Source organism: Novosphingobium sp. PC22D, from assembly GCF_002556635.1.
Lineage (GTDB): Bacteria > Pseudomonadota > Alphaproteobacteria > Sphingomonadales > Sphingomonadaceae > Novosphingobium.
This window is the reverse complement of record NZ_MWMO01000006.1, coordinates 14,928-37,622: the sequence shown is the minus strand read 5'-3', so window position 1 is coordinate 37,622 and position 22,695 is coordinate 14,928. Positions and strand designations below refer to the sequence as shown.

The following is a 22,695-nucleotide window of genomic DNA, read 5'->3' as shown; positions in this document are numbered from 1 at the left end:
GGAATGAGACTACATGAGCTTGCGGGACCTGGCCTGGCCATATTGCTGGCCGCTTGTGGCCAGAGCGGCGAAACCACAGGCGAGGCGGCCAATAGCCAGATGGCGCCGGGCATGTCCGATAGCATGGACAAAATGGAGATGTCTGGAGACACAGCTGCCATGATGGCGAAAGGCACCGGCACCGTGACCGCGATCGACATGACCGAAGGGAAGATCACCCTCGACCATGCGCCCATCCCGGAAGCCAACTGGCCGGCCATGACCATGGCGTTCAAGGCCAAACCCGAACTGATCGAGAACCTGCAGGCAGGCGACAAGGTCGCCTTCGATCTTGCGCTCGAAGGCGGTGCGGGCGAGGTGACGGCGATTCAGAAACAGTAAACTTCATCCGCTTGAGGGACGATGGAGCGGCAGGGCTGTTTCGCCCTGCCGCTTGTGCTCGATTGGCAGCACTTGACCCAGAGGCGGGCCGCTACCGCCCCTAGCGCGCAGTGGCGGGCGCGGGGAGGGTTGTGACTGGACTTGCCACTCGCTTCGGTTCGCGGATGGCCTCGGACCGGCGGTTGCAGTTCTCGAAGCGTTCGGACGGGTCGTTGTCTTCAATGCGCTTCTCCACCTTGAGCTGGCGCAGCCGCTAAGATCTTCGACGGCATCAGCCCCGCAAACTTCTTCTGCCAATTGCAGTCGGCTGCCAGCGAACCTGTAAGATTTCATCCGCTGGCGCGTCTTAGTCCGCTGAATGGACAACGATCAGTATTTCTGCAGGGCACAACGCTAGACGCATGCCATTGCACCAACATTAGGGGGATATCATGGGAACATTCGGGTGGGGCCTCGCGGCGATAATGATCGTAGTGGTATCCTGGATATTCTACCGATATTTTGCACCGCAGGCTTGGCGGGAATGGGCGGGTGCGGGTCTGGTCCAGGCCTTTATCATCGCACTTTATGCAGAAATGTATGGTTTCCCGTTGACAATCTACTTGCTGGTGCGTTCGTTTGGCCTCGACAGGGAATATGTCAGCGCAAGCCTTTGGTCGACACTTGCCGGTGTCGGCGAAACGGGCATGTTGATTTCGATGATTCTGGGCTACGGCCTCGCATTTATCGGCATAGGTATCTTCATCCAGGGCTGGCGAGAGGTCCATCGCGCTCGTCAAGAGGACCAGCTCGTGACGGACGGGCTGTACAGGTTCGTTAGGCATCCGCAGTATTTGGGCTTGTTCCTGGCGCTCTTTGGCGAAGGGGTCGTTCACTGGCCGACGCTCTTCTCGGTTGGCCTGTTCCCTTTGATTGTGATCGCCTATTTCCTTCTTGCGCGCAGCGAGGAACGTCGCATGGTAACCCTGTTCGGAAACACCTACCGAACCTACCAGTCCCGGGTACCGATGTTCATTCCCCGTTGGGGAAAGTGGAGAAACCTGGTGGATGAGGCGCAGGGATCAGAGAAAACACAATAGATGTCTGATCCCAAGACTCATACAATTGGTGTTTCTCCGCCCCAAGTTTGGATAACTGGCCTGCTACCGGACATCTTGCCCCTTCGGCAACCAGAATATCGCGGTTCCCCGACCCATGGCCATTGGGGTCGCAGATCGGTGTCCCTCCTTTGGATGTTCCGACCGGTCTCGCCCTAGCTTACCGGAACATGTTCTGAAGGAAAGGTCGCCTTGAAAGTGAACGTAGGGCACTGGAGAACTTACGGATATCCATGCCTTAATCCAACTGTGTTGCGTCGGGAATGAAGCGGTTGACGTGCCAGAGATTGCATATCGCGAACGATTCGCAAAAATGCTTGCTTTTAGAGTGGCTGGAGCTTGTAGATTGTTGCCATGGTGGATTCGAATCAATCAGGCGACTGCGGCTGCACCGGAGAGAGCAAGCGCGCTGAACGAAACCCAGCATATCGGCGGGCGTTATGGATCGTCGTGCTGCTCAATCTGGGCTTTGGCGCATGCGAGATCGTCGGCGGGTTCGTCGCCGACAGCCAGGCGCTCAAGGCCGATGCGCTCGACTTCGTCGGAGATGGGACGATCACGCTGGTCGGATTGATCGCACTCGGCCGGGCTGTGGTGGCGCGGGCACGCATAGCGCTCGTGCAGGGTATATTCCTTAGGACCCTCGGTCTTGGCGTGATCGGGGTCGCAATCTGGCGCGCACTGACCGCCGTCGCTCCCGATGCCGAGCTGCATGAACTGGGACTGGCGTCCTGATTTTCGGAGCTTCTTGCGTGTCTATCCCATTCCGCCTTCGCTTTTTTGTCAGCCTTCTGGCCGTATTTGCGGGTCTCATGCTCAACCACACCGCCGCGCGGGCGGAAGCCGTTGAGGCTCAGACCGTTTGGAGGCTGCTCGATTATGTGGCCGTTGACTATGCCGGCGCAGTGTCGAACGGTCGCGTCACCAGCTCGGCTGAATATGCCGAGATGACCGAGTTCTCCGCGACGATCCGCAGCGGTATCGCGGCGCTTCCCGCGAAGGCCGAGCGCGGGCGGCTCATTGTCGAAGCGGAAGGGCTCCAGACCGCAATAGCGTCCAAGGCAGCCCCTGATATTGTCGCGCAAAAGGCACGTTCTCTGGCGAGCGACCTGCTCGCCGCCTATCCGGTGCCACTCGCGCCAGCAAAGGCTCCTGATCTGGCTCGTGGCGCGGCGCTCTACGCAGAGAATTGTGCAAGTTGCCACGGCGCAAACGGCGATGGCCACGGTCCGCAGGCCGCAGGGCTCGACCCGCCGCCGATCGCCTTCACTGATACTGAGCGCGCGCGCAAGCGCAGCCTGTTCGCGCTTTACCAGGTGATCGATCAGGGACTCGACGGCACTGCCATGCAGAGCTTCGCGGACATGCCCTCCCAAGATAGGTGGGCGCTGGCAACCTATGTAGGAAGCCTGGCTTTCAAGGATGCGGCTGCCGGTGAGCGCTTCTGGAAAAGCGACCTGGCCCTGCGCCAGCGCATCCCCGACCTCCAGACCTTGGCCACCATGACGCCCGAGACCCTTGGCCGCACCATCGACCAGGACAAGGCCGACGCCGCCATGGGCTATCTGCGTGCGAACCCGCAGGCACTCAACATGGCGACGCCAGCTTCGCTCACTGTCGCGCGCGAAAAGCTCAGGCAGAGCCTCGCTGCCTATCGCGGGGGCGACAGGCAAGCAGCCAAGCGGTTGGCTCTCTCCGCCTATCTCGACGGGTTCGAGCCGGTGGAGCCAATCCTGGCGGCGCGAGACGCGACGCTCATGGCGCGCATCGAGGGTGCGATGGGCGAATACCGGGCCGCAATTAGACGCGGTGTCACCGCTGAGGAGCTTGCCGGAAAAGAAGCCGTGCTTGAAAGCCTTTTTGCGGATGTTGAGGCTGTTCTTTCACCCGATGCGGCGAGCGACGCTTCGACCTTTATCGGTGCGCTCACCATCCTCTTGCGTGAAGGACTAGAGGCGCTGCTGATCGTCGTTGCGATGATCGCCTTTCTTCGCAAGGCCGACCGACCCGAAGTGCTGCCCTATGTTCATGGCGGTTGGATTGCGGCGCTCGTTGCGGGCGGAGCGACCTGGGCGGTCGCCACTTATGCGATCGGGATCAGCGGCGCGAGCCGGGAACTCACGGAAGGCTTCGGCTCGCTCTTTGCGGCGGTAGTGCTCGTCTCTGTCGGAATCTGGATGCATGGCAAGTCGCAAGCCGAGAGCTGGCAGCGCTACATAGATAAGGTGCTGGGCAAGGCTCTGTCACGCAGTTCGGCGTGGTTCCTATTCGGTCTCGCTTTCCTTGTCGTCTATCGCGAAGCCTTCGAGACGATCCTCTTCTTCGCGGCGTTGGCGGCACAGGGACGCGGCAGCGTCATCGCGGCAGGTACTGCCGCTGCGATTGCGTTCCTCGCGGCAATCGCCTGGGCCATGCTGCGCTACAGCCGTTCGCTGCCCATCGGGAAATTCTTCACTTACAGTTCGGCACTCATCGCCGTCCTCGCGGTGGTTCTCGCTGGCAAGGGGACGGCTGCACTTCAAGAAGCAGGCCTGATCGACATCACGCCGGTCGCATATGTGCCCAGACTATCGATGCTCGGCATTTTTCCAGCATTGCAGCCGCTGCTTCTCCAGCTTCTGACGGTTGTGAGCCTTTGGATCGGGTTCTGGTACAACGGACGCAAAAATGTCGTTCGTAGCGCTGTTGAATAGAGATGCTGCGGCGCGCCGCTCCCCGCGCAACGTCGTGCAAGCAGACGCAACGCCGGGAGAATTCGCCATGATGGTGTTTGCCATTTTGTTGGGCAACCCTTCCGCACTTGAAAGCGCCCATGCTGAAGGCCTTCCACGTCGACGCCGGCGGTCAGAATGATCGGAAATTTCAGCCAGTCCTGACAGGTCATCCCCAAGAAATCACCGACTCTTCAAAGGTTGTTCAACGCCTGTCAGCTGAAATATCTTCTATCTCCGATCAGACATCGTAGTCACCAAGGTATTCTCATGCATCACAACGACGTGAGCGACTTTGCTCATAGCCACAATTTCCTGAGCGCCTATCACGACGCCAACGAGCGCCGAACGCGGTATGTCGTAATGCTGACCGCAGCGATGATGGTCGTCGAGATCGTCGCTGGCCTGTTGACCGGATCTATGGCTCTCCTTGCCGATGGCATTCACATGGCGACGCATGCCGGCGCGCTTGGAGTTGCAGCTTTCGCGTACTGGTTTGCCCGGCGACACGCTGACAATCCCAGGTTCACCCTTGGAACCGGTAAAATTGGCGACCTCGCAGGATTTGCCAGTGCGGTGGTATTGGCGATCTTCGCCATCGGGATCGCTGTAGAGTCATTCCAACGCCTCATTAGCCCTCAGGCAATTGCTTACAGCGAGGCCATCTGGATTGCGGTCCTCGGGCTTCTCGTCAATCTACTGAGCGCTTGGCTATTAGGTGCCGCTCATCACCATGTGCACGGACACGAGCACGGTCACGACCACACGCATACCGACAACAACCTGCGATCCGCTTATTTTCATGTTCTGGCCGATGCACTGACCTCCGTATTGGCGATCATTGCACTATTTGCCGGTCGATATCTCGACTGGGCTTGGATGGATGCTGCGATGGGTCTTGTCGGAGCGCTGGTTATCGGGCGATGGTCATGGTCCTTGCTGCGGGATACCGCGGCTGTGCTGGTCGATGCCGATGCCGATAGCGCCCAATTCGCCGAGGTCCGTGAGACGATCGAAGATGGAGACGCGTCGGTCACCGACCTGCACATCTGGCGAGTAGGACCAGGGAAATATGCTGCGGTTGTTTCGCTCGTTGCCGCTGAACCCTTGGAACCGACGGAGTATGCCGCCCGGCTCTTGATTCACGAGGAATATGTCCACGTCACCGTCGAAATTCATAAATGCCGGGGCGAACACCCTGAACTCAGGGCGGCTTAATCAGTTCGGTTCCCCGCGAGTGTAGAGCCACCAGCCAGCACTCTCGGGGCCTTTTTTACCTACGCGACTTGCTGGCGAACGAAGGCGTTGAAGATGAGCCACGCCGCGCATTCCTCGTCTATCGCTTCGGCCACAATCGCCCGATGTACCAAATTCTTGCTGCGACTTGAAAGCCGCTTGCCGAGGAATTCGTGCGTGGGTTAGTCGGGATAACGCAGGAGCCAGTCTCATTTGCCGATCTGCACCGGCAATTCCTGATTGCTTCAAGCAAGGCAACCCGGGTCGGGACTGCGGCACAGCTCCTGTTGTCCGCAACTGCAGGAAATCCTCATAACATTATTGCAACCCATTCTCATTAGCACTAATCGGCTGCGGATCAATCACGCACCAACAGGGGGATTCCTTGAGAAACTTGCTAATGATTTCGGCCGCGACGCTGGCCTTGCCCGGGACCGCACTCGCTAGTGAGGCGGGCGACGAAAGCGGCAATACAATCCTCGTCATTGGCAAGTCCGATGGCTATCTCACCATTGACTCGGCTACGGCAACCAAGACCGATACGCCGCTTATCGACGTACCCCAAACGATCAGCGCCGTAACTCGCGAACAGATCGAGGACCAGGCACATCGAAGTCTTGCGGATGTCCTTCGCTACGTCCCGGGCGTCACCATCGGCCAGGGCGAAGGCAATCGTGATCAGATCACGTTGCGCGGGCAGAACACCACCGCCGACTTCTTCCTCGATGGTGTGCGCGACGACATCCAGTATTTTCGGAACCTCTATAACATCGAACGCGTCGAGGTCCTGAAAGGCCCTTATGCCCTCATCTTCGGTCGGGGCGGCGGCGGCGGCATTGTCAATCGTGTCCAGAAGACACCCTCCACCGACCGCTTCTTCATGGGCGGCGAGGTCAGCATCAACACGTTTGGCGCATGGGAAGTCGCTGCCGACGTGAACGCGCCCATTGCCGAAGGCGCGGCATTCCGCCTGAACGCCTTCTACGAGAAACTGAACAACCACCGCGATTTCTTCGACGGCGAGCGCTACGCGGTGAACCCCTACATCGCGTTCGAATTGGCCCCGGGCTGGAAGGCGGGGATTTCCTATGAGTACGTTCACGATGATCGCGTTACCGATCGCGGCATCCCGTCTTTGAACGGCGAGCCTCTGCCCGGTCATCGCGACACTTTCTTTGGTGTGCCCGACGTGAACCGCACGGGTCTCGAGGCCCACATCGTTAAGGCCCGTCTGGACGGTGAACTGGCCGAAGGCCTCAACTGGTCAACAACGCTGCTCTACGGCGACTACGACAAGTACTATACCAACGTTTACGCCAATGGCGCGGCGACCGGAATAAACGGCACCGTAGCACTCTCAGGGTATACCGATCCGACCACACGGCAGAATTTTCTTGCGCAAAGCAATCTGGTCGCGGCCGTTGACTTCGGCGGGCTTGCCAACAAGATATTGCTTGGCGTTGAATACGGCGACCAGGGTTCGACCAACCAGCGTCGCGATGCGGCACTCTCCAACGGCACGCTCGACCTTTCCAACATCGTCTACCCGACGGTGACGTTCCCGGCCATCAGCCGCAACCGCACTTCGGACGTCGAGTTCTTCTCCGCCTACGCACAGGACCAGATCAGCTTTGGGGCGCACGTCGATCTTGTAGTTGGACTTCGTTACGACCGGTTTCAGATCAAGGGTATCGACATTCAGGACGGCAACCGTCCTTTCGGCCGAAAAGACGAGAAATGGTCGCCGCGCATCGGCCTGATCCTGAAGCCGCAGGAGAATGTCTCGATCTACGGCAGCTACAGCCAGTCGTTCCTTCCACGCTCGGGCGACCAGTTCCTGACGCTCTCGACGAGCGACGAGGATCTCGCCCCCGAGAAGTTTACCAATTACGAGGTCGGCGCCAAGTGGGACATTCGGCCCGATCTCAACGTCACTCTCGCTCTGTTCCAACTCGACCGGACCAATGCCACGACGCCGAATCCGGCCAACCCTGCAACCAGCATCGTTGCTGGCAAGACCCGGACGCACGGTGCGGAACTCGCCGTCACCGGGCAGGTGTTTCCCGGTTGGCAAATAAGCGGCGGCTATACCTATCAGGACGCCAAGCTACGCGGCAACGAGTTCGTGCGCCTTGGTCAAGTGCCAAAGCACCAGTTTGCCTTGTGGAATCGGTATGACTTTAATCCATCAGTCGGATTCGGGCTCGGCGTCATTCACCAGTCCAGCCAGTTCGCGGCCAACCGCACTTCCGCGACAACCACACGGCTGCCTGGGTTCACGCGGGTCGACGCGGCATTCTTCTACACGATGAACGATACGGTGGAGTTCCAGGTCAATGTCGAGAACGTATTCGACGAAACCTATTACGCGGACGCGCACAACAACAATAACATCACGCCTGGCGCGCCGATCAATGGGCGCTTCACCGCCCGCATGCGTTTCTAGGCTGCGCGCTCGCCCTCGACGGGGGATGGCGTCCAACGTCGTCCCCTATGGGGGGCCTTCGCTTTGTTATCGGCTTGTACCAGTGACACCGGCTTCATGCCTACAATGGAGCGGTATCTTCTCTGCTGCCAATCCCGATGAGCCGAAGACAATTCGAGTCGTTGCTCAGCCATGCGAATGTCCGGACAACCAGAGCCAGATACGCAGCCTTGAATGTTCGGTTGCTTTTGCGCCGAAGCAATAACATCAGGGTTTGCTCGCCATCTGGCCCGCGCGGCATAGCTGCAACGGCGAGGAGCGCATGAAAGTGACTTTCCCGCGCCGTTGACACGAACGACTCGATTTGGTTGATGGCGTACGCGCAATCCCTCGGGAAAGCACGCGCCACATGGTGCGTGAAATGAAATTCTTGAAGCTGGTGACAATCGCAATCCTGCTTGCTGGCGGGGCGATGCCATCCGCAGCGCGTGAAGTCGATCTGCTGCAATTTGGCCATAATCTCTCGATCGAAGAGACATCCGCATCACCAACCAGTGATACCAAAGCCCTTGAAGCCATTTCTGGCAGGTTGCGGGAATACTTCGAAGGCCGCCCGGAAGGACATGCCAATGCCCCTCCCGCGCCATTGCGGTCAGCCTACGACATTTCGGCATCGCAGATCGCTGGATCAGGCCGGGCCCGCTGGGGTCTTCAAACAATCGGTCCTGCCTGCAAAGACGCGTCATATTCCCCAACCTGGTGGCTCCCACGCTCAGTCGAGGCCCGCCGCGCCGCGTACTTCAGCGCGATTGTCAATATCGCCTGCGAGAATGGCGTCCCGGCACGGTTGCTCGATGCGGTGATCGCCCGGGAATCCGGCTACAATTCACTAGCGATCAGCAGTGCTGGCGCTATGGGTATCATGCAGATCATGCCGGGGACTGCGCGAGCACTCGGCCTGTCACGCCCTTACGACCCTATCGCCAACATGCGGGCCGGGGCGCGATATCTGCGCCAGCAACTTGAACGCTTTGGCCGGGTTGATCTGGCGCTCGCTGCCTACAACGCCGGACCAGAACGGCGAACGCTTCAACAGGGTACTGTTCCCCGCATTCCGGAAACCCTTAACTACGTGCGCGCGATCATGACGGACTTGGCCCGTCTTGCAGAGCTTGACCGTCCAGGCTCAATTTCAGTTGATCGCGCACAGGCGGCAATGTCTGCCGTCAACGCTTCCACCTATCGTACCGTAGAGTTTATGGGCTACACCGGATCAAGGTAAAGCCCACCGATGAGGCTGCGAACTCGTTTTTCCTTCAGTCCTGCAGCGAGCGATCGGCCTCGAGTACGCGTTCCTGATGCGCAAGCAGCATCTCGTATGCGCGGCCGAGAGCCTCGTGTATGAGCTGCGGGCGGATCGCAACATGGAGTTCGCCGCGCCGGCAAGAGACGACCTCGCAATAGAACCCCTTCATGGCTTCGCAAACAAGAAGGATGGCCGGATCGTCATAGGCCGTAAAATCATGGAGAAGCGCGACACAAAACTTGGCCCGGACGTAATCGATGCCAAGCGCCTCAAACAGACGGTCTCGCAGGTCGTCGACTAGGGCTGCACCCTGGCGCAAGACTTTGTGAAGCCGTGAGCGGCCAACACCGAGTCGATCGGCAAGATGGGCGAGCGGCAGCGCCTGTTTCGCGGCTTGATCCGTGATCAGCAGCCTGTATTGATCCTGCTCGGTCAACCGCGGCACTGGTGGCGCAAACGAGAAGGCGGAATCGTCAGCCGTCTGGGCCTTCGGCTTGAAGGCCGTTTCCGGCGTCAAGGTTCGGTGCGGCATTGAGAGACCCTCCCGCACCAATCGCTCTATGGGATACCATAAGATGTCAAGAGCGTGAAACGCTGAATTTTGCGAACTATTGGGTCCAATTCAGAATTGATTATTGGTGCGTGCAAGCCAGACTACGAATGCAATCACGACCCTGTCGTGCATGACCTTGCCACAGGTATCCGCGATTTTATGGCGGATCCAATCATAATCTTCGATCCAGTCGGGTTTGACTTCGAGCCAGATCGAGATCTGTCCATCGAGTGGATAACGAGAGAGGAACCTCTCGACATCCTCGCGCGCAAACGTAAGGCTTTTCGCGCGTTCACAGGCGTGCTGGACTGTCGAACGCAAGCTCCGGAACCGGCTTGTGGTCTTGGAAAATTCGCACATGGCTTCGGCCAGGAGCGCGAAGCACTCCCGGCTCACGGTTATGCGTATGTTGCGCGTCCCGCCGGCCACCGACTGCATTCGCGTGCGCCTCCATGCAGACGCAATTATGAGCCAGAATCGTTAATTTCCCGAGTCGCAGCACTCTGATGGCGAATCGCGGGCCGCAATTTCCAACCTGGAAACCGCTATTTCCTTGACGGGAATACCTATTTCCCATTTCTGGAGACGGCGACCCCCGACCCGGCACAGGTAATTCCGATCCCGGAAATCCCAACCTTTCAACCTTTCCCGATTCGGCAATTCTATCGCGGTGCACACGCGATGCGCTGCAACTGCCGATTGCCGCGCGAGTTCCAGCGCTGTCCTTTTGACCCGGCCGGCAACAACGCGGCTGACGCAGCAGGAAGGACGAGACGATGCAATTGATGATCAAGGGGAAGGGAAGGGCGCTCGCGCAAGGCGCAGCAGCTGTCGCGATCGCGGCGCTGTTGGGAAGCAGCGCGGCCTTTGCCGGCGCGGACGCCACGTTCAACACGGCGCTCACCGCGTTCACCGGTTTCCTCGAAGGCTCGGGCGGCAAGATCATCACCGTGCTCAGCCTCGCCGGCGGCATCGTCGGGCTCGCCTCGGGCCGCTTCAGCCTCGGCCAGGTCGCGATCCCCGTCGGCGTAGGCGTCGGCGCGGGCACGGGCGTGCCGATCGTCACCGCCGCGGTCACCGCGACGATCTGAACCATTCACCGTTTCCGGCCAGGGGTTCTCGCATGGTCCCGCGCCGGAACAGCCAAGAGGGTGGCGGCGGCAATGAACCGGTACACGGTCCCAGCACATCTCGATGACCCGGAGCTGATCGGCTTCTGGACGCTCGACGAGTTCATCGCGATGATCGTGCCCTTCGCCTGGGGCGTCCTGTCTCAACATATTCTGATTGGGCTCTTTGCAAGCGTGCTGGCCTGGTGGGGATTGCGCAAGTTGAAGGCAGGCCGCGCGGTCTCGTGGATCATCCATACCGCCTACTGGTACCTGCCGGGCTCCTTCATGGGCCTCAAGGCGACGCCACCCTCGCACCTTCGCGTGATGGCAGGCTGATATGGACCTCTCGATCTCGCACAACCAGGCACAGCGCCTGCTCCGTCAGCGCAATCACCTCGCGATCGGCTGCGCGCTGCTGTTCGGCATCTGCGTACTGCTGACGCTGACCGCGGCAAGCCGCGATAAGGAAGTGGTGCTGCAGCCGGTGCTCGCCAAACCGCTAACCCTGTCCTCGAGCCATGTCGACAAGGATTATCTCGAGCTCGTCACCCGCGATGCGGCGCTGTTGACGCTCAACCGCTCGCCGTCGAACCTGCAATACTGGATGGATTCGATCCTCGAGATCACCGATCCCAGAACTCACGGCCGCATGAAGGCCGAGCTGATGAAGATCATGAGCGAGCAGAACGGCTCGAACGTCTCGCAGTATTTCACGATCGAAAAGCTGAGCGTCGACCCCCAGGAACTGACCAGCGAAGTCAACGGCATCCTGCACACCGTCGTCGGCTCGAAGGAAGTGACAGCCGAGGCGCGCACCTTTCGCTTCGTCTGGTCCTACTCGGGGGTGAGCCTGAAACTCGCCGGGTTCGGACAAGTAACGGATAAGGACAAGAACGGAGGCGAGGCATGATCGCCCCGATCTCGTGGAACCTCGCCTGGGGCCTGGTGGGTGCCGGAACGGCCCTTGCCAGCAGGCCGCTCGCCTTCGTTGGACGACCTCTGGGCAGCGTGCTCATCGCGATTGGCCTGGCCGGGCTCGCGAGCCCCGCGCTTGCCGACCAGAACGTGTTCACCGCTGACAACGGCACGGTGCAGTGCGTGGCCTCGGCGAAGGACCTTACCCGCATCAGTCTGGCCGGCGACCAGTTCGCCTCGGTCTCGAAGATCTCGACCGGTAATCCGGCCGAAGACTTCAAGATCGTCAACGAGCCGGTGCGCGGCGACATCTACATCTCGGTGCCCGACGGTTTCCCTCGCGCCGCCATCTCGTTCTTCGGCACGACCCGCAAGGGCTATGTCTACAAATTCGTCTGCCAGGTGCGTGGGCAGGAAGCCGAGCAGGTGTTCGTCGCCAACGAGGCGATCGCCAGCGATCGCGCCCGCGACTGGGAACTGAGCACCTCGCCCGAGGATGCAGCGGTACGGCTTGCGCAGGCGATGTACCGGGGCGAGCCTATCGAAGGCTATGACATGCGCGCCTCGGTGCTCGAGCCGGTGCGGATTGGCCCGCTCGAAGTGCAGCAGGTCGGCGAATGGCGCGGTGCGGAATTGAAGGGCCTCGTCCTCAAGGTGCGCAACACCGGGCGCGCGACCCAGAACCTCGATGAGACCGTGCTCGCCGCGCGCGGCAGCCTCGCCTTCATGACCCCGGTGAGCGCCATCGGCCCCGGCGAGGAAGCCGCCGTCTACCTCATCCAGTCGAGCGGAGGACGCTGATGGACCTGCGAAGCCTCTTCCAGAAAAAGCCCAAGGCGCTCGACGTCCCCGATGACGACGATACCGCCCCGCCGGGCGATGCCATGGCGGCAAATGATGCCGCGCGGCGCAAGCAAATGCTGCTGCTCGGCGGGGCGGGGGCAGCGGCGCTCATCGTCGGCTCGCTCTACATCTTCGATGACGGTCCGGGCAAGGGCGAGGCCGAACTTACCGAAGCGGTCGCAGGCATCTCGGTCGACGAGATGGTCAACAAGAATATGGCCGAGAAGGAATGGCGCGCGCAGTCCGAAGCGCAGATGATGTCGATGGATACCAACATGCGCGCGCTGGCAGCGCGCGCCGAACGCGCCGACCAACTCGAAGCCCAACTGGCGCGCGAGCAGGGCGCAAGCGTTTCGCCCGAGACCGAACGCGTCCTCTCAGCCTACCAGGCGGAGAACGAGCAGCTGCGCGCAGCGCTCGCCGCCGCGCGCCAGTCGCCGGTCATGCCTGCTGGCGGACCCAACGCGCTCTACGGGCGCACCAGTCCACCGGGATATCAGGTGGCGGGCTCGCCCCGCAGCGGTGCCAATGGCACGACACCTGCGGGAGAAGCGGCCGCAGCAGCGGCGGGCCTGCCGGGACGCGGCAGCGAAGTGAGCATGATCTCGTTCGGCGAGGGAAGCCCGAGCGGCAACGGATCGCCGGTACCCAAGGGCAACACGATCTATACCGACAGCGCCAATTACCTGCCGCCCAATTCGATCGCTCTGGCGCGGGTGATCGTCGGCGTCGACGCCAATGCCGGCGTCCAGAGCCAGACCGATCCGTTGCCGGTGGTGCTGCGCATCACGGGGCCTGCGCGCTCGGTCTATGACAACGGGCGCCTGCTCACGACCAATATCTCGGGCTGTCTCGTCAACGGGGCTGCGCGCGGCGACCTTTCTTCCGAGAAAGTCTACGTCAAGCTCCAGCGCATGACCTGCCCGCAGCCGAACGGACGCTACGCGGTATCCGAGGTCAAGGGGTTCATCGCTTTTGGCGGCAAGACCGGAGTCCGTGGCCGGGTGGTAAGCCGCGAAGGCGCGCTGGTCGGCCAGGCGTTCCTCGCAGGGCTGGCCGGGGGGTTCGGGCGCGGATTTTCGGCGAACACAAGTTCGATCCTCACCGGCACCAATGTGACGGTCGACGGCAAGCGCCAGCGGCTCGGCACTGGCGAGATACTCGAAGGGGGCTTGGGAGAAGGCGTCGCCACTTCCGCCGATATGGTCTCCAAATATTTGATCGAGCGAGCCGAACAATACCAGCCCGTAATCGAAATGCCGACCGGAATCGATGTCGAGATCGTCTTCCTCGAAGGCGTGTTCATCAACGGATGAGGAGGGATACGATGCAATGGAAACGCCTTGGCTGGGCCCTGTCGGCAATCGCGCTCGGGAGCGGCGCCTCGCTGGTCTGGGCCAATGCCGGCGAGGGCAGGGGAGCGCAGTCTTCCGATCCCGATGCGACGGTTGCCGACTTGCTCAAGGCGCGTTTGCCGCGAACGCAGGTCTCGAAGATTGATTGCCAGGTGGTCGATGGAATTTGCGAAGTGACCGCTGGCTCGCAGCTCTTCTACGTCGACAGGAGCGCACGCTACCTCCTGATCGGGCGGGTCTACGACATGGAGACGCGCCAGGACCTGACTGCGGTGCGCCTGCTCGAAGTCAATCCTGACCTCCTGGTCGGCGGCGCGGCAGGAAGCCGGCGCGAAGCCGAGGAAGTCGAAGCGCCAAGGCGTGGGGTCAGCACGGCTGCCGCAGCCAGATCGGCTGCGACCGGCAGCCCCCGGACGATGTCGCTTGCCGCACTGCCCGAGGCCGGCGGCATCGTCTGGGGCAATCCTTCGGGCAAGACAGTCACGGTCTTCAGCGATTTTCGCTGTGGCTACTGCCGCGCGCTGGCGAGCGAACTCGAGGCGATGAATGTGCGCGTCATCGAGCGGCCGATCTCGCTGCTTGGCAGCCGCGATCTTGCCAACCAGGTGTTCTGCGCGCGCGACCGGCGCAAGGCGATCAAAGCCGCCTATGCCGGTGCACCGATTACCGACACCCGCGCTTGTGACACCTCGCCGCTCGATGCCAACGAGCGCTTCGCGCGCGAGCAGGGGATTGCCGGGACGCCAGTCATCGTGCGCTCGGACGGCGCGGTCATCGAAGGCTACCGCCCGCGCGCCTTCCTCGAGACCTGGCTCAAGGGAGCGGTCTCGTGAACTTGCTGACGAATAGGGAGCTAGCGAGCCTGCGCCAGGCGGTTTGGCGGCGCTCAAACGGGCAGGTGCGGATACTCGCGCGCAATCCCGGGCGCGAGGAGGCCATCGCCTTGTGGCGCGATGTGGCGGCCGCATTTTCGAAGGGCAAGGGCAGGGTACTCACCGCGCGGGAATGCGCGCATCTGCGCCGACGCGCGTGGCGGCGCTCGCATGGACATATTATCCTGTCCGAATTGCAGTTCACGCTCGACCAGGGGCTCGCCTTGTGGAGTCTCGCTTGCCGCCTCGGCGAACTTGCCACTTGCGAACCACGCTCGAGGCTTGCCCGCGCGGCGCGCATCGCTGCTGTCGGACTGGCCGCGACGCAGCTGGCCGCCTGTACGGCCTTTCTCGGTAGCAATGTGAAGGGCAGCTTCTCGTGCAGCGCGCCGGGCGGTACTTGCGCGCCATCGACGGTGATCGACGACCAGGCGCTCAGCCTCATTCAGAACGCGCGGCCGCTTTCACCCGAAACACGGTTTCCGGCAGGGCCGACTTTCGAGCGGCGACCCCGACATTCCAGCGTCAGGTCCTCTGCCGCCACGCACGAGGGCCGGGGAAGGCTGGCGGCGGTGCGGCCTGACCTGGTCCATCGCGAGCGGCGCGTCCTGAAGGTCGTGTTTCCCTCTTATGTCGATGGCGCGGGCAATTTCCACGAGCCGCGCGTCGTGCACACGGTCGCCGACGAAGGCGGGTGGATGCAGCTTTCAGGGGCTGCACCAACATCGGCGCTCGCGGCACCGGGTTCCGGCCCGTCCATTCCCGAAATGCCGGCGGCAATGTCAGCCGGGCCTCACGACCCGGCGCCAGCAGTGAGCGCGCTTGCTCCTGCCGGTCCGCCCGATGCGCGCGTGGTTGCTGCTGCCCGGGCAAGAAGCAATGCCGGGCGTACAGCCAACCCGATCGATGCGATCAAGACCGAAGTCGACGCGCGCCTTGGCCAGACCGCCAAAGCGCCCGGCGGACTTCCGGTGGCGCGCGAACCCGCCGTATCGCCTATGGGCGCGCAGCCGACTAGCAGCAGCGCACCCCAGACGGAATCGGGCCCTGCAAGTCCTGCGCAGCCTTCGGTGCCTGGCGAGCAGACGGCGACCAACCCGCCCGCATCATTTCCCGCCGTCGAGGAGGATTAAGAGCCATGGCGCGGCGCGGATTCTGGGAAAGCTTTCTCGACCTCGTCTTCGGCGAAAGCGCCCGGCCCGAGGCCGAGCGCCCGCTGCTCGGCGCGCCAATGCTGTCGAACTGGCTTCCCTACCGCAGCTACGATGCCAAGGCGCGGATGTTCATCAACACGGAATCGATCGGGTTCATCCTCGAACTCGCGCCGATGATGGGCGCCGACGAGCGCAGCGGCGAGATCCTGACGCAATTCCTGTCCGACGCCGTACCCTCAGGCTGCGAAATCCAACTGATCCACTGGCAAAGCCCCTCGGTAGGCGAGCGTATCGCCGACTGGGTCATGCCGCGTATTGTCGCCAAGGGCGTCTATGGCCGCGCCGCCGAGCACCGCGCGCGCTGGCTGCGGCGCGGCGCCTGGATGTCGATCTCGCGTGACGCGCCTTTCTACCTGCGTTCGCACCGCGTGATCCTTTCGGTCGGTGCCTCGCTCAGATCGTCGACCGGCGCCGACGTACTTTCGACCGTGCGCGAAAGCCTCATGGGTACCTTGCAGGCGCTCTCGATACCCGCGCGCGAAATGGGTCCGGTCGAGCTTATCGCCTTTCTTGACGATTTCCTCTGCCCATCGGTCGATAATGCCGACCGGCCCGAACACTATTCCGAGCTCGATCCGATTAACGTCCAGTGCATCCGCCGCGACATGGAGACCCAGGTCAGCCCTGAGCGGATCGTGCTGCGCACCGAACGCTTCCGTCCGACCGGCGAAAAGCTCGATGGCGTGCCCGTCATCGGCGAGGTCGTGCCCGACGCCTTCGACTGGCGCTTCTTTGGGGTGCGACACCTGCCAAAACAATGGGCGCCCTGGGACGTGCAGAAGATCATCGGCGACATGGTCAACGACAAGCTGCGCTTTGGCTGCAACGTCATGACCGTGCTCGCGCTGGCCTTCCAGGACGAGGAAGCCGTCGCCTCGCGCACAGGCCTCAAGGTCATGCGCACGACCAGCCTTGCCGACAGTCGTTCAGCGCGCTTCCTGCCCCAGCTTTCCGACCAGCGCGACGAATGGCAATATGTGCAATCCGAGATCCGCCAGGGGCGCAAGCTGGCGCAGGTCTACTACGGCGTCGGCGCGCTGTCGCCACTCGGCAAAGGCGACGTCAACGAGCGGCTTGTGAAGTCGGTCTACAAGGCTGCCGGTTGGGACCTCATCGACGAGCGCTACCTCCAGGTCATGGGGCTGCTCGCCGCCATGCCGCTGTCGCTGCCCAACGGGCTTTCCGCCGATCTCAAACGCATGAAGCGCTTTCGCACGATGCTGACGACAACGGCTGCGGCCATCGCACCGGTCCAGGGCGAGCCGCTCGGCGGGACGATCCCGCATGTCCTCTTGGTCGGACGGCGCGGGCAACCCTTCTTCTGGTCGCCGTTCCAGAACCAGGCGGGCAATCACAATGTCGCGGTCTTCGGCAAGTCGGGTTCGGGCAAATCGGTGTTCCTCCAGGATGTCTGCGCCGCGATGTCGGGAGCCGGCGCGAAGGTCATCGTCATCGATGACGGCCGCTCGTTCGAACACATGGCCAAGGCCTTCGACGGCGCTTTCGTCGAGTTCCGTTTGTCTGCCGGCTTCTCGCTCAATCCCTTCGACATGATCGACGCCGCGGCGCTCACCGACGATGCGGACGGCGAGGATTACGAGGTCGAATGCCTTGCCATGCTCAAGGCCATCGTCGGGCAGATGGCGCGCCAGCAGGACAGGCTCTCGGACACCGAACGCGGGCTCATCGATTCGGCGGTCAGCGCAGTCTGGCGCGAACACCAGCGCGATGGGACCATCGACCACGTCGCTGCCGCGCTGCGCGCCTTGCCATCGCCATTTGCCGGTGATCTCGCCGATGCCATGGCGCCGTTCCTTACAGGGGGCACTTACGGGGGCTTCTTTGCCGGCGCCTGTTCGATCGATCTTTCCGCCGGGCTCACCGTGTTCGAGCTCTCGGACCTTTCCTCCAAGCCCGAACTGCGTTCGGTGGCGCTCACCGCGCTCATGTTCCTGACGCTCCGGGTCATGCGCGATCTCGACCGCTCGGTGCCCAAGCTCACCATGATCGACGAGGCCTGGCAGCTGCTGGGCGGCGGCCAGATGGGCCAGGCAATCGAGACCTATGCGCGCACCTGCCGCAAATATGGCGGCGCGCTTGTCACTGCGACGCAATCGCTCAATGATTTCTACAAGTCCGAAGGCTCGCTTGCAGCGCTCGAAAATTCCGACTGGTCGGTGGTGCTCCAGCAGAAGGAAGAGACGATCAACGATCTCGCGCGCCACCAGCGCTTCGAGATGGACCGCTATACCGAAACGCTGCTGCGGTCCCTGAAGCGCAACGGCACCGAATATTCCGACGTGCTCATCAAGGGACCCGAGACGCTGTGCGTCGGCCGCCTCGTGCTCGATCCCTATTCGGCCACGCTCTATTCCTCGAGCCCGCGCGTGTTCTCCGCAATCGAAGAACTGGTCAATGGCGGCATGGCGCTGCCCGACGCGATCGAGCGCATTGCCTTTCCCGATTTTGTGCCGCTCGAACCCGGCGCGCCTGATCTTCATGAAAGCGAAGTTGCAGGCGGCTTCCAGCAGGAGGCTGCAGAGTGAGCGTGCCTGCAACCTCCGCGCGGAACAGTGCGTCAGATCGCTGGTGGGCGAGGGCCTGCTATGTGACGCTCAGGCTTTGCGGGTGGCTGGCGGTGTGCATGGCATTCGTCGCCGCATGCTGGGCGCTGCTCTTTGCCGCGCTTGGCGATTTCACCTTCGCGGGGCTGGTGCTCCATCTCCACAACTTCGCGAGCCGTTACCTGGCTGCCGATCCGCTGCGCCAGGCCGCGTTCCGCGCGCAGTTCTGGCTCGCTTCGGGCGCGGTGTTCCTCGTTGTCGCCGTGCTGCGCCTGCCCGTGCTCATCTCGTTCATTGCACCCAGCAAGGAGAGGCCCGATGGCCAGGAACATGCCGCCGGCCGGTAACGGGCCGCTGTTCGATGATAGGTCCGAAGAGGAGACCGATCCATTGGCGCGCAAGCCCAGGCGCCATACGCCCCGCAAGCTTGACCTTGTCCCGGTCGCGCTTGTGAGCGCGCTGGTCGCGGCGGGCCTGTGGGGCGCGTGGGTAACCAGGGAACTTCTCGCCGATGCCGGTCTGCCGCCGATCGCCAAGGTGCAGCTCTCCAGTATCGTCGGCGAATATGTCCAGGCCCAGGCGCGCTCGGCAACCCTGCCCGACCAGGTAACCGCGGAGACTCGCGCGTTCATGGCCGAGATCGAGCGCAGCCTGAAGGCGCGGGACCGCTCAGGCCAGATCGTGCTGGTGGGCGAAGCCGTGCTCGCCGGCGAAGTTCCCGACATCACTGCCGATCTGCGCCGCGAGATCTATACCAAGGTCCGCATGCCGCAGCCTGCTGCGGCCGATGGAAGCGATGTCATGGGCGCCATGCGCGCCGCCATGGCCGGACCCGCCGGGGAGGCAGACAGTGGCCCCGCCCAGTGAACCCTCGCGCCAGGCCCGGCGCTGGCTGGCGGTCGGCGGGTTGGGCCTGTGCCTTGCGGGCAGTTCAGCGCTCGCCGCCTGGCGCGACGATCATGCGCTGCTCATCAATACGACCCAGTCGCTCCCCAACTGGGCGTTCTGGATCGACCGGCAGCGTGATCCCCGGCGCGGCGACTTCGTGGTGTTCAATCCGCCGCGCACGCCGCTGATCGTTGCGCATTTCGGGAAGGTGCCAACACCCTTCGCCAAGCGCGTGCTTGGCATGCCGGGCGATGTGGTGACACGCGACGGACCCGTCGTGCTGATCGATGGGCGCGAGGTCGCAAGGATCAAGGCCTTCAGCAAACGCGGCGAAAAGCTGGAGCCCGGACCGGTGGGCCGCATCCCCGAGCATTGCTATTACCTGGGCACCGCGCATGCCGACGGCTTCGACAGCCGCTATGCCGATGTGGGATTTGTCTGCCGGGACAGGATCGTCGGCACCGGGGAATCGGTGCTATGAACCCGCGCCATCGCATTGTGTTGGGGCTTGGACTCGCCCTTTCGGCAGGCTGGCCCGTGATCTCGATGGTGCAGGCCGCCGACCATGGCCAGATGGGCCAGACCTTCCCGATCATCGAGGAGGACCTGCTCACCACCATCGAAGCAAGGCTGAGGACACTCGAAGCCTCGGGCCAGATCGCCGATCTGCAACGCCGGATGCAGGAACAGGCGACGATGAGCGTGCGGCGTCCCAAACCGGTCGCCGGGCTTTCGGCCGCGAGCGAGCGGCGGCAATGGCTGTTCGACCCCTCGATCGTGCTCGAAGCCGACATTCGCGACGACAAGGGCAATTTGATCGCTGCTCGCGGCACGCGGGTTAATCCGCTCGACCATGTCGCGCTCGGACAGGACCTGATCTTCGTTGACGGAACGGACCAGACGCAGGTCGACTGGGCCGTGCGCAGCCACAGCGCCGAAGGGGCCAAAATCATCTTCGTCGCTGGCTCGCCCTTTGATGCGATGAAGCCGCACCAGCGCCGGTTCTGGTTCGACCAAGGTGGCCGGCTGACCGCGCGCTTCGGCATTCGCCACACGCCTGCCGTCGTCACATCGGCAGGCAAGGCGCTCCGGGTCACCGAGGTCCAGCTTGGCACAAAAGGCGGGACCTCATGACCCATCCGCTGCTCGCTTTCCTGGCCACGCCGATGGCCGCCCCGGAGACCTCGAGGTTGAGGCGCCTGCGTCATGCATGGGTCTTGCTGTGCGTTGCTCTCCTGCTCGCAGTTGTCCTCAACCCAGCAATCGTCGGCTTCGTCGGCCCGTTAGGCGCATTGCCGGCGCTTCTGCTCCTTATCGCCATGCCCGTCATGGGATTCATCTACTGGCGCGCCAAAACGAATGCCGATGCCGCCTGGAACCGGGCCAAGAACCAGGAATGTGAGGCGTGATGCGGCTGCCGCGCCTGATATTGGCGGCGCTTGCCACGCTCGCGCTGATGGGTCTCGACGCCGCACCAGCCCGCGCCTCAGTCACCTGCCATGGCAAGTTCGTCAATCCGATCACCGACGTGTGCTGGTCGTGCCTTTTTCCGCTCTCGATCGGCGGGCTTGCCATCTGGAAAGGTTCGCGGCCCGATCCCAAGAATCCCTCGTTCCCCTTGTGCGCCTGCGGTTCGCCGATCCCGCGCATCGGCATCTCGGTGGGATTCTGGGAGCCGGTGCGGCTTGTCGATGTCACCAACAAGTCCTGGTGCTTTCCCAACCTTGGCGGGATCCGGCTCAACCCCGGCTTCGATATCGGCAACGGCCATGTCCAGGGTCGCAGCCAGGTCGGCGGCAAGACGCAGAACTCCTCGCAGTGGCAGGCCCACTACTACGTCTATCCGCTGCTTTACTGGATGGAGATCCTGACGGACTTCCTCTGCTTCGAGCAGACGACGTTCGATGTGGCCTATGTGACCGAGCTCGATCCGCTCTGGCAGGATTCCGCGCTTACCTCGATCATCAATCCCGAAGTCGCGCTGTTCGCCAATCCCATCGCCACCGCTGCTTGCGCCGCGGACTGTGTCGCCGCGACCGCCAAGCTCCCGATTGACCAGATGTTCTGGTGCGCGGGTTGCAACGGGGGAATGTACCCCTTGAACGGCCATGTCGCGGCCCATGTCACGCCGGTCCAGGCCTCGCGGCTCGTGGCGGAACGCATGCTCTACAAGATGCACCGCGAAGCGCTTGCCTGGGGGACGATGGGCTCGAAGGCCCTGTGTCATAAGTACCTGATGCCGGTGATGAGGAAGCAGCAGTACCGGCTGCAAATGACCAACCCGATCCCGACCGTCAAAGGCCGCTACGCCTGCGCGCCGATCGGGGCGACCACGATCATTCCCCACACGGGCAAGTCCTTCCCGGTCAAGGGCGAGGATTTTGGCTACCTCGTGTGGAGGAAGCGAAATTGCTGCGCTTTATGAACAGGTTACGTCTCTCTATCGGCCTATTCCGATCGCCGCGGATTATCGCTGCCGCCACATTTCTGGCGCTCGCCGGGATCTCGGCGGGGCTGACCCAGACCGCCGCACAAAGCGTCACCCAGACTGTCGATGGCCTCGATCTCGACGCGATCAAGGCACGCGCCGGGGGGCAGGCCAGCGAGGCGCAGGACTTCGTCGATGCCCTTGCAGGACGCGAATTGCCACATGCGCGCGAAGCCGAAGAGTTGCGCGATGAGGCCATGGCCGCGATGCGGGGCATCGATCCGGCCAGCCTGCCCAGGGGACCCGACGGTCCGGTCGATTTCGACGCGATCCTCGAGGGCGCTGCCGCCAATGCTTCAGCACCGATGGGGGAGGGACCGCTGTTCGTGGCCTTTGCCAGCCTCTCGATGCCCGAAGCCTCGCTCTCGCGCCTGATTGCGGACACCAGCGCGGCCGGCGGCGTGGTGGTCTTTCGCGGATTTCCGAAAGGCAGCACGCGGGCGTTCGCCGAGGGGCTTAAGCGCGTCGTCACCGACGAGCGCCAGGAAGCCCATATCGCCATCGACCCGCGCCTGTTTCGGGCATTTTCCGTCCACGCCGCACCGACCTTCGTCGTGGCAAGCCGCGCCTATGAGCTGTGCGACGGGTTCGATTGCGCCTCTGCCGTTCCCGATCACGATCGCATGAGCGGCAATGTCAGCGTCGAATACGCGCTCGAGCGTTTTGCCGAAGCGCGAGGCCCCGGCGCCGGAGTAGCGCATGTCGCGCTCGCCAACCTGCGCAAGGCCAGGTGAC

23 protein-coding genes and 1 pseudogene are annotated in these 22,695 nt (G+C 62.5%); 22 read left to right on the top strand and 2 right to left on the bottom strand.

Going from position 1 to position 22,695, the window contains the following annotated elements:
- Window positions 1-3 precede the first annotated feature (3 nt).
- From B2G71_RS11195 to B2G71_RS11165, 7 genes and pseudogenes are all read left to right on the top strand, one after another.
- A complete protein-coding gene (locus tag B2G71_RS11195; protein WP_098105862.1) occupies window positions 4-381 on the top strand; it encodes a copper-binding protein in 378 nt (125 codons plus the stop codon).
- Between the two features lie 431 nt (window positions 382-812).
- Complete coding sequence (locus B2G71_RS11190) at window positions 813-1,460, top strand: isoprenylcysteine carboxylmethyltransferase family protein (RefSeq protein ID WP_141521550.1); 648 nt, start codon at window positions 813-815, stop codon at window positions 1,458-1,460.
- 372 nt (window positions 1,461-1,832) lie between these two features.
- Window positions 1,833-2,210: pseudogene (locus B2G71_RS11185) on the top strand (cation transporter); the annotation flags it as partial.
- Between the two features lie 80 nt (window positions 2,211-2,290).
- Entirely contained in the window at window positions 2,291-4,171 is a 1,881-nt protein-coding gene (locus B2G71_RS11180) for an FTR1 family protein (RefSeq protein ID WP_098105861.1), read from the top strand.
- 288 nt (window positions 4,172-4,459) lie between these two features.
- Complete coding sequence (gene dmeF / locus B2G71_RS11175) at window positions 4,460-5,407, top strand: CDF family Co(II)/Ni(II) efflux transporter DmeF (protein ID WP_098105860.1); 948 nt, start codon at window positions 4,460-4,462, stop codon at window positions 5,405-5,407.
- Between the two features lie 418 nt (window positions 5,408-5,825).
- Window positions 5,826-7,871, top strand: coding sequence for a TonB-dependent siderophore receptor (locus B2G71_RS11170; protein ID WP_098105859.1), 2,046 nt, complete (start codon window positions 5,826-5,828; stop codon window positions 7,869-7,871).
- Window positions 7,872-8,271: 400 nt separating this feature from the next.
- Window positions 8,272-9,132, top strand: coding sequence for a lytic transglycosylase domain-containing protein (locus B2G71_RS11165; protein ID WP_098105996.1), 861 nt, complete (start codon window positions 8,272-8,274; stop codon window positions 9,130-9,132).
- 34 nt (window positions 9,133-9,166) lie between these two features.
- Here the strand turns inward: B2G71_RS11165 and B2G71_RS11160 are convergent, their stop codons facing one another.
- Entirely contained in the window at window positions 9,167-9,688 is a 522-nt protein-coding gene (locus B2G71_RS11160) for a hypothetical protein (RefSeq protein ID WP_098105858.1), read from the bottom strand.
- Window positions 9,689-9,778: 90 nt separating this feature from the next.
- Window positions 9,779-10,147, bottom strand: coding sequence for a hypothetical protein (locus B2G71_RS11155; protein WP_098105857.1), 369 nt, complete (start codon window positions 10,145-10,147; stop codon window positions 9,779-9,781).
- A gap of 338 nt (window positions 10,148-10,485) precedes the next feature.
- Here B2G71_RS11155 and B2G71_RS11150 point away from each other — a divergent pair, with 338 nt between their 5' ends.
- The 15 genes from B2G71_RS11150 (at window position 10,486) to trbC (ending at window position 22,694) form a co-directional block, all read left to right on the top strand.
- A complete protein-coding gene (locus B2G71_RS11150; protein WP_098105856.1) occupies window positions 10,486-10,800 on the top strand; it encodes a hypothetical protein in 315 nt (104 codons plus the stop codon).
- Window positions 10,801-10,872: 72 nt separating this feature from the next.
- A complete protein-coding gene (gene traL / locus B2G71_RS11145; RefSeq protein ID WP_007016042.1) occupies window positions 10,873-11,157 on the top strand; it encodes a type IV conjugative transfer system protein TraL in 285 nt (94 codons plus the stop codon).
- A 1-nt stretch (window position 11,158) separates the two neighbouring features.
- Complete coding sequence (locus B2G71_RS11140) at window positions 11,159-11,731, top strand: type IV conjugative transfer system protein TraE (protein WP_098105855.1); 573 nt, start codon at window positions 11,159-11,161, stop codon at window positions 11,729-11,731.
- Window positions 11,728-12,537 (top strand): type-F conjugative transfer system secretin TraK, encoded by an 810-nt coding sequence (locus tag B2G71_RS11135; RefSeq protein ID WP_098105854.1) that lies wholly within the window; start codon window positions 11,728-11,730, stop codon window positions 12,535-12,537. The genes B2G71_RS11140 and B2G71_RS11135 overlap by 4 nt, the downstream gene beginning before the upstream one ends.
- A complete protein-coding gene (locus tag B2G71_RS11130) occupies window positions 12,537-13,895 on the top strand; it encodes a TraB/VirB10 family protein (RefSeq protein WP_098105853.1) in 1,359 nt (452 codons plus the stop codon). The genes B2G71_RS11135 and B2G71_RS11130 overlap by 1 nt, the downstream gene beginning before the upstream one ends.
- An 11-nt stretch (window positions 13,896-13,906) precedes the next feature.
- Window positions 13,907-14,767, top strand: a complete 861-nt coding sequence (locus tag B2G71_RS11125) for a DsbC family protein (RefSeq protein ID WP_240530116.1) — start codon at window positions 13,907-13,909, stop codon at window positions 14,765-14,767.
- Window positions 14,764-15,939 carry a hypothetical protein gene (locus tag B2G71_RS11120; RefSeq protein WP_098105851.1) on the top strand — a complete coding sequence of 392 codons (1,176 nt, stop codon included), beginning with the start codon at window positions 14,764-14,766 and terminating at the stop codon, window positions 15,937-15,939. The genes B2G71_RS11125 and B2G71_RS11120 overlap by 4 nt, the downstream gene beginning before the upstream one ends.
- Before the next feature lie 5 nt (window positions 15,940-15,944).
- The gene (traC, locus tag B2G71_RS11115; RefSeq protein WP_098105850.1) at window positions 15,945-18,566 is read left to right on the top strand and encodes a type IV secretion system protein TraC; all 2,622 of its coding nucleotides are present in this window, start codon (window positions 15,945-15,947) and stop codon (window positions 18,564-18,566) included.
- Window positions 18,563-18,931 (top strand): hypothetical protein, encoded by a 369-nt coding sequence (locus B2G71_RS11110; protein ID WP_240530115.1) that lies wholly within the window; start codon window positions 18,563-18,565, stop codon window positions 18,929-18,931. The genes traC and B2G71_RS11110 overlap by 4 nt, the downstream gene beginning before the upstream one ends.
- The gene (locus B2G71_RS11105) at window positions 18,903-19,451 is read left to right on the top strand and encodes a type-F conjugative transfer system protein TrbI (RefSeq protein WP_098105848.1); all 549 of its coding nucleotides are present in this window, start codon (window positions 18,903-18,905) and stop codon (window positions 19,449-19,451) included. Before B2G71_RS11110 ends, B2G71_RS11105 begins: the two co-directional genes overlap by 29 nt.
- Window positions 19,435-19,953, top strand: coding sequence for a S26 family signal peptidase (locus tag B2G71_RS11100; protein ID WP_240530114.1), 519 nt, complete (start codon window positions 19,435-19,437; stop codon window positions 19,951-19,953). The genes B2G71_RS11105 and B2G71_RS11100 overlap by 17 nt, the downstream gene beginning before the upstream one ends.
- Window positions 19,950-20,606, top strand: coding sequence for a type-F conjugative transfer system protein TraW (traW, locus tag B2G71_RS11095; RefSeq protein WP_098105846.1), 657 nt, complete (start codon window positions 19,950-19,952; stop codon window positions 20,604-20,606). Before B2G71_RS11100 ends, traW begins: the two co-directional genes overlap by 4 nt.
- A complete protein-coding gene (locus B2G71_RS11090) occupies window positions 20,603-20,881 on the top strand; it encodes a hypothetical protein (protein ID WP_098105845.1) in 279 nt (92 codons plus the stop codon). The genes traW and B2G71_RS11090 overlap by 4 nt, the downstream gene beginning before the upstream one ends.
- Window positions 20,881-21,897 (top strand): conjugal transfer pilus assembly protein TraU, encoded by a 1,017-nt coding sequence (traU, locus tag B2G71_RS11085; RefSeq protein ID WP_206049387.1) that lies wholly within the window; start codon window positions 20,881-20,883, stop codon window positions 21,895-21,897. The genes B2G71_RS11090 and traU overlap by 1 nt, the downstream gene beginning before the upstream one ends.
- Window positions 21,894-22,694: a type-F conjugative transfer system pilin assembly protein TrbC gene (trbC, locus tag B2G71_RS11080; RefSeq protein WP_098105844.1), complete on the top strand. Its 801-nt coding sequence runs from the start codon at window positions 21,894-21,896 to the stop codon at window positions 22,692-22,694. Before traU ends, trbC begins: the two co-directional genes overlap by 4 nt.
- The last annotated feature ends 1 nt before the right edge of the window (window position 22,695 follow it).

Coding starts and splice junctions, on each gene's coding strand:
- B2G71_RS11125 (WP_240530116.1), top strand. CDS start 13,907: ATGCAATGGAAACGCCTTGGCTGGGCCCTGTCGGCAATCGCGCTCGGG.
- trbC (WP_098105844.1), top strand. CDS start 21,894: ATGAACAGGTTACGTCTCTCTATCGGCCTATTCCGATCGCCGCGGATT.
- B2G71_RS11155 (WP_098105857.1), bottom strand. CDS start 10,147: ATGCAGTCGGTGGCCGGCGGGACGCGCAACATACGCATAACCGTGAGC.
- B2G71_RS11130 (WP_098105853.1), top strand. CDS start 12,537: ATGGACCTGCGAAGCCTCTTCCAGAAAAAGCCCAAGGCGCTCGACGTC.
- B2G71_RS11195 (WP_098105862.1), top strand. CDS start 4: ATGAGACTACATGAGCTTGCGGGACCTGGCCTGGCCATATTGCTGGCC.
- dmeF (WP_098105860.1), top strand. CDS start 4,460: ATGCATCACAACGACGTGAGCGACTTTGCTCATAGCCACAATTTCCTG.
- traC (WP_098105850.1), top strand. CDS start 15,945: ATGGCGCGGCGCGGATTCTGGGAAAGCTTTCTCGACCTCGTCTTCGGC.
- B2G71_RS11105 (WP_098105848.1), top strand. CDS start 18,903: ATGGCCAGGAACATGCCGCCGGCCGGTAACGGGCCGCTGTTCGATGAT.
- B2G71_RS11180 (WP_098105861.1), top strand. CDS start 2,291: ATGCTCAACCACACCGCCGCGCGGGCGGAAGCCGTTGAGGCTCAGACC.
- traL (WP_007016042.1), top strand. CDS start 10,873: ATGAACCGGTACACGGTCCCAGCACATCTCGATGACCCGGAGCTGATC.
- B2G71_RS11190 (WP_141521550.1), top strand. CDS start 813: ATGGGAACATTCGGGTGGGGCCTCGCGGCGATAATGATCGTAGTGGTA.
- B2G71_RS11160 (WP_098105858.1), bottom strand. CDS start 9,688: ATGCCGCACCGAACCTTGACGCCGGAAACGGCCTTCAAGCCGAAGGCC.
- traW (WP_098105846.1), top strand. CDS start 19,950: ATGAACCCGCGCCATCGCATTGTGTTGGGGCTTGGACTCGCCCTTTCG.
- B2G71_RS11150 (WP_098105856.1), top strand. CDS start 10,486: ATGCAATTGATGATCAAGGGGAAGGGAAGGGCGCTCGCGCAAGGCGCA.
- traU (WP_206049387.1), top strand. CDS start 20,881: ATGCGGCTGCCGCGCCTGATATTGGCGGCGCTTGCCACGCTCGCGCTG.
- B2G71_RS11165 (WP_098105996.1), top strand. CDS start 8,272: ATGAAATTCTTGAAGCTGGTGACAATCGCAATCCTGCTTGCTGGCGGG.
- B2G71_RS11140 (WP_098105855.1), top strand. CDS start 11,159: ATGGACCTCTCGATCTCGCACAACCAGGCACAGCGCCTGCTCCGTCAG.
- B2G71_RS11170 (WP_098105859.1), top strand. CDS start 5,826: ATGATTTCGGCCGCGACGCTGGCCTTGCCCGGGACCGCACTCGCTAGT.
- B2G71_RS11135 (WP_098105854.1), top strand. CDS start 11,728: ATGATCGCCCCGATCTCGTGGAACCTCGCCTGGGGCCTGGTGGGTGCC.
- B2G71_RS11090 (WP_098105845.1), top strand. CDS start 20,603: ATGACCCATCCGCTGCTCGCTTTCCTGGCCACGCCGATGGCCGCCCCG.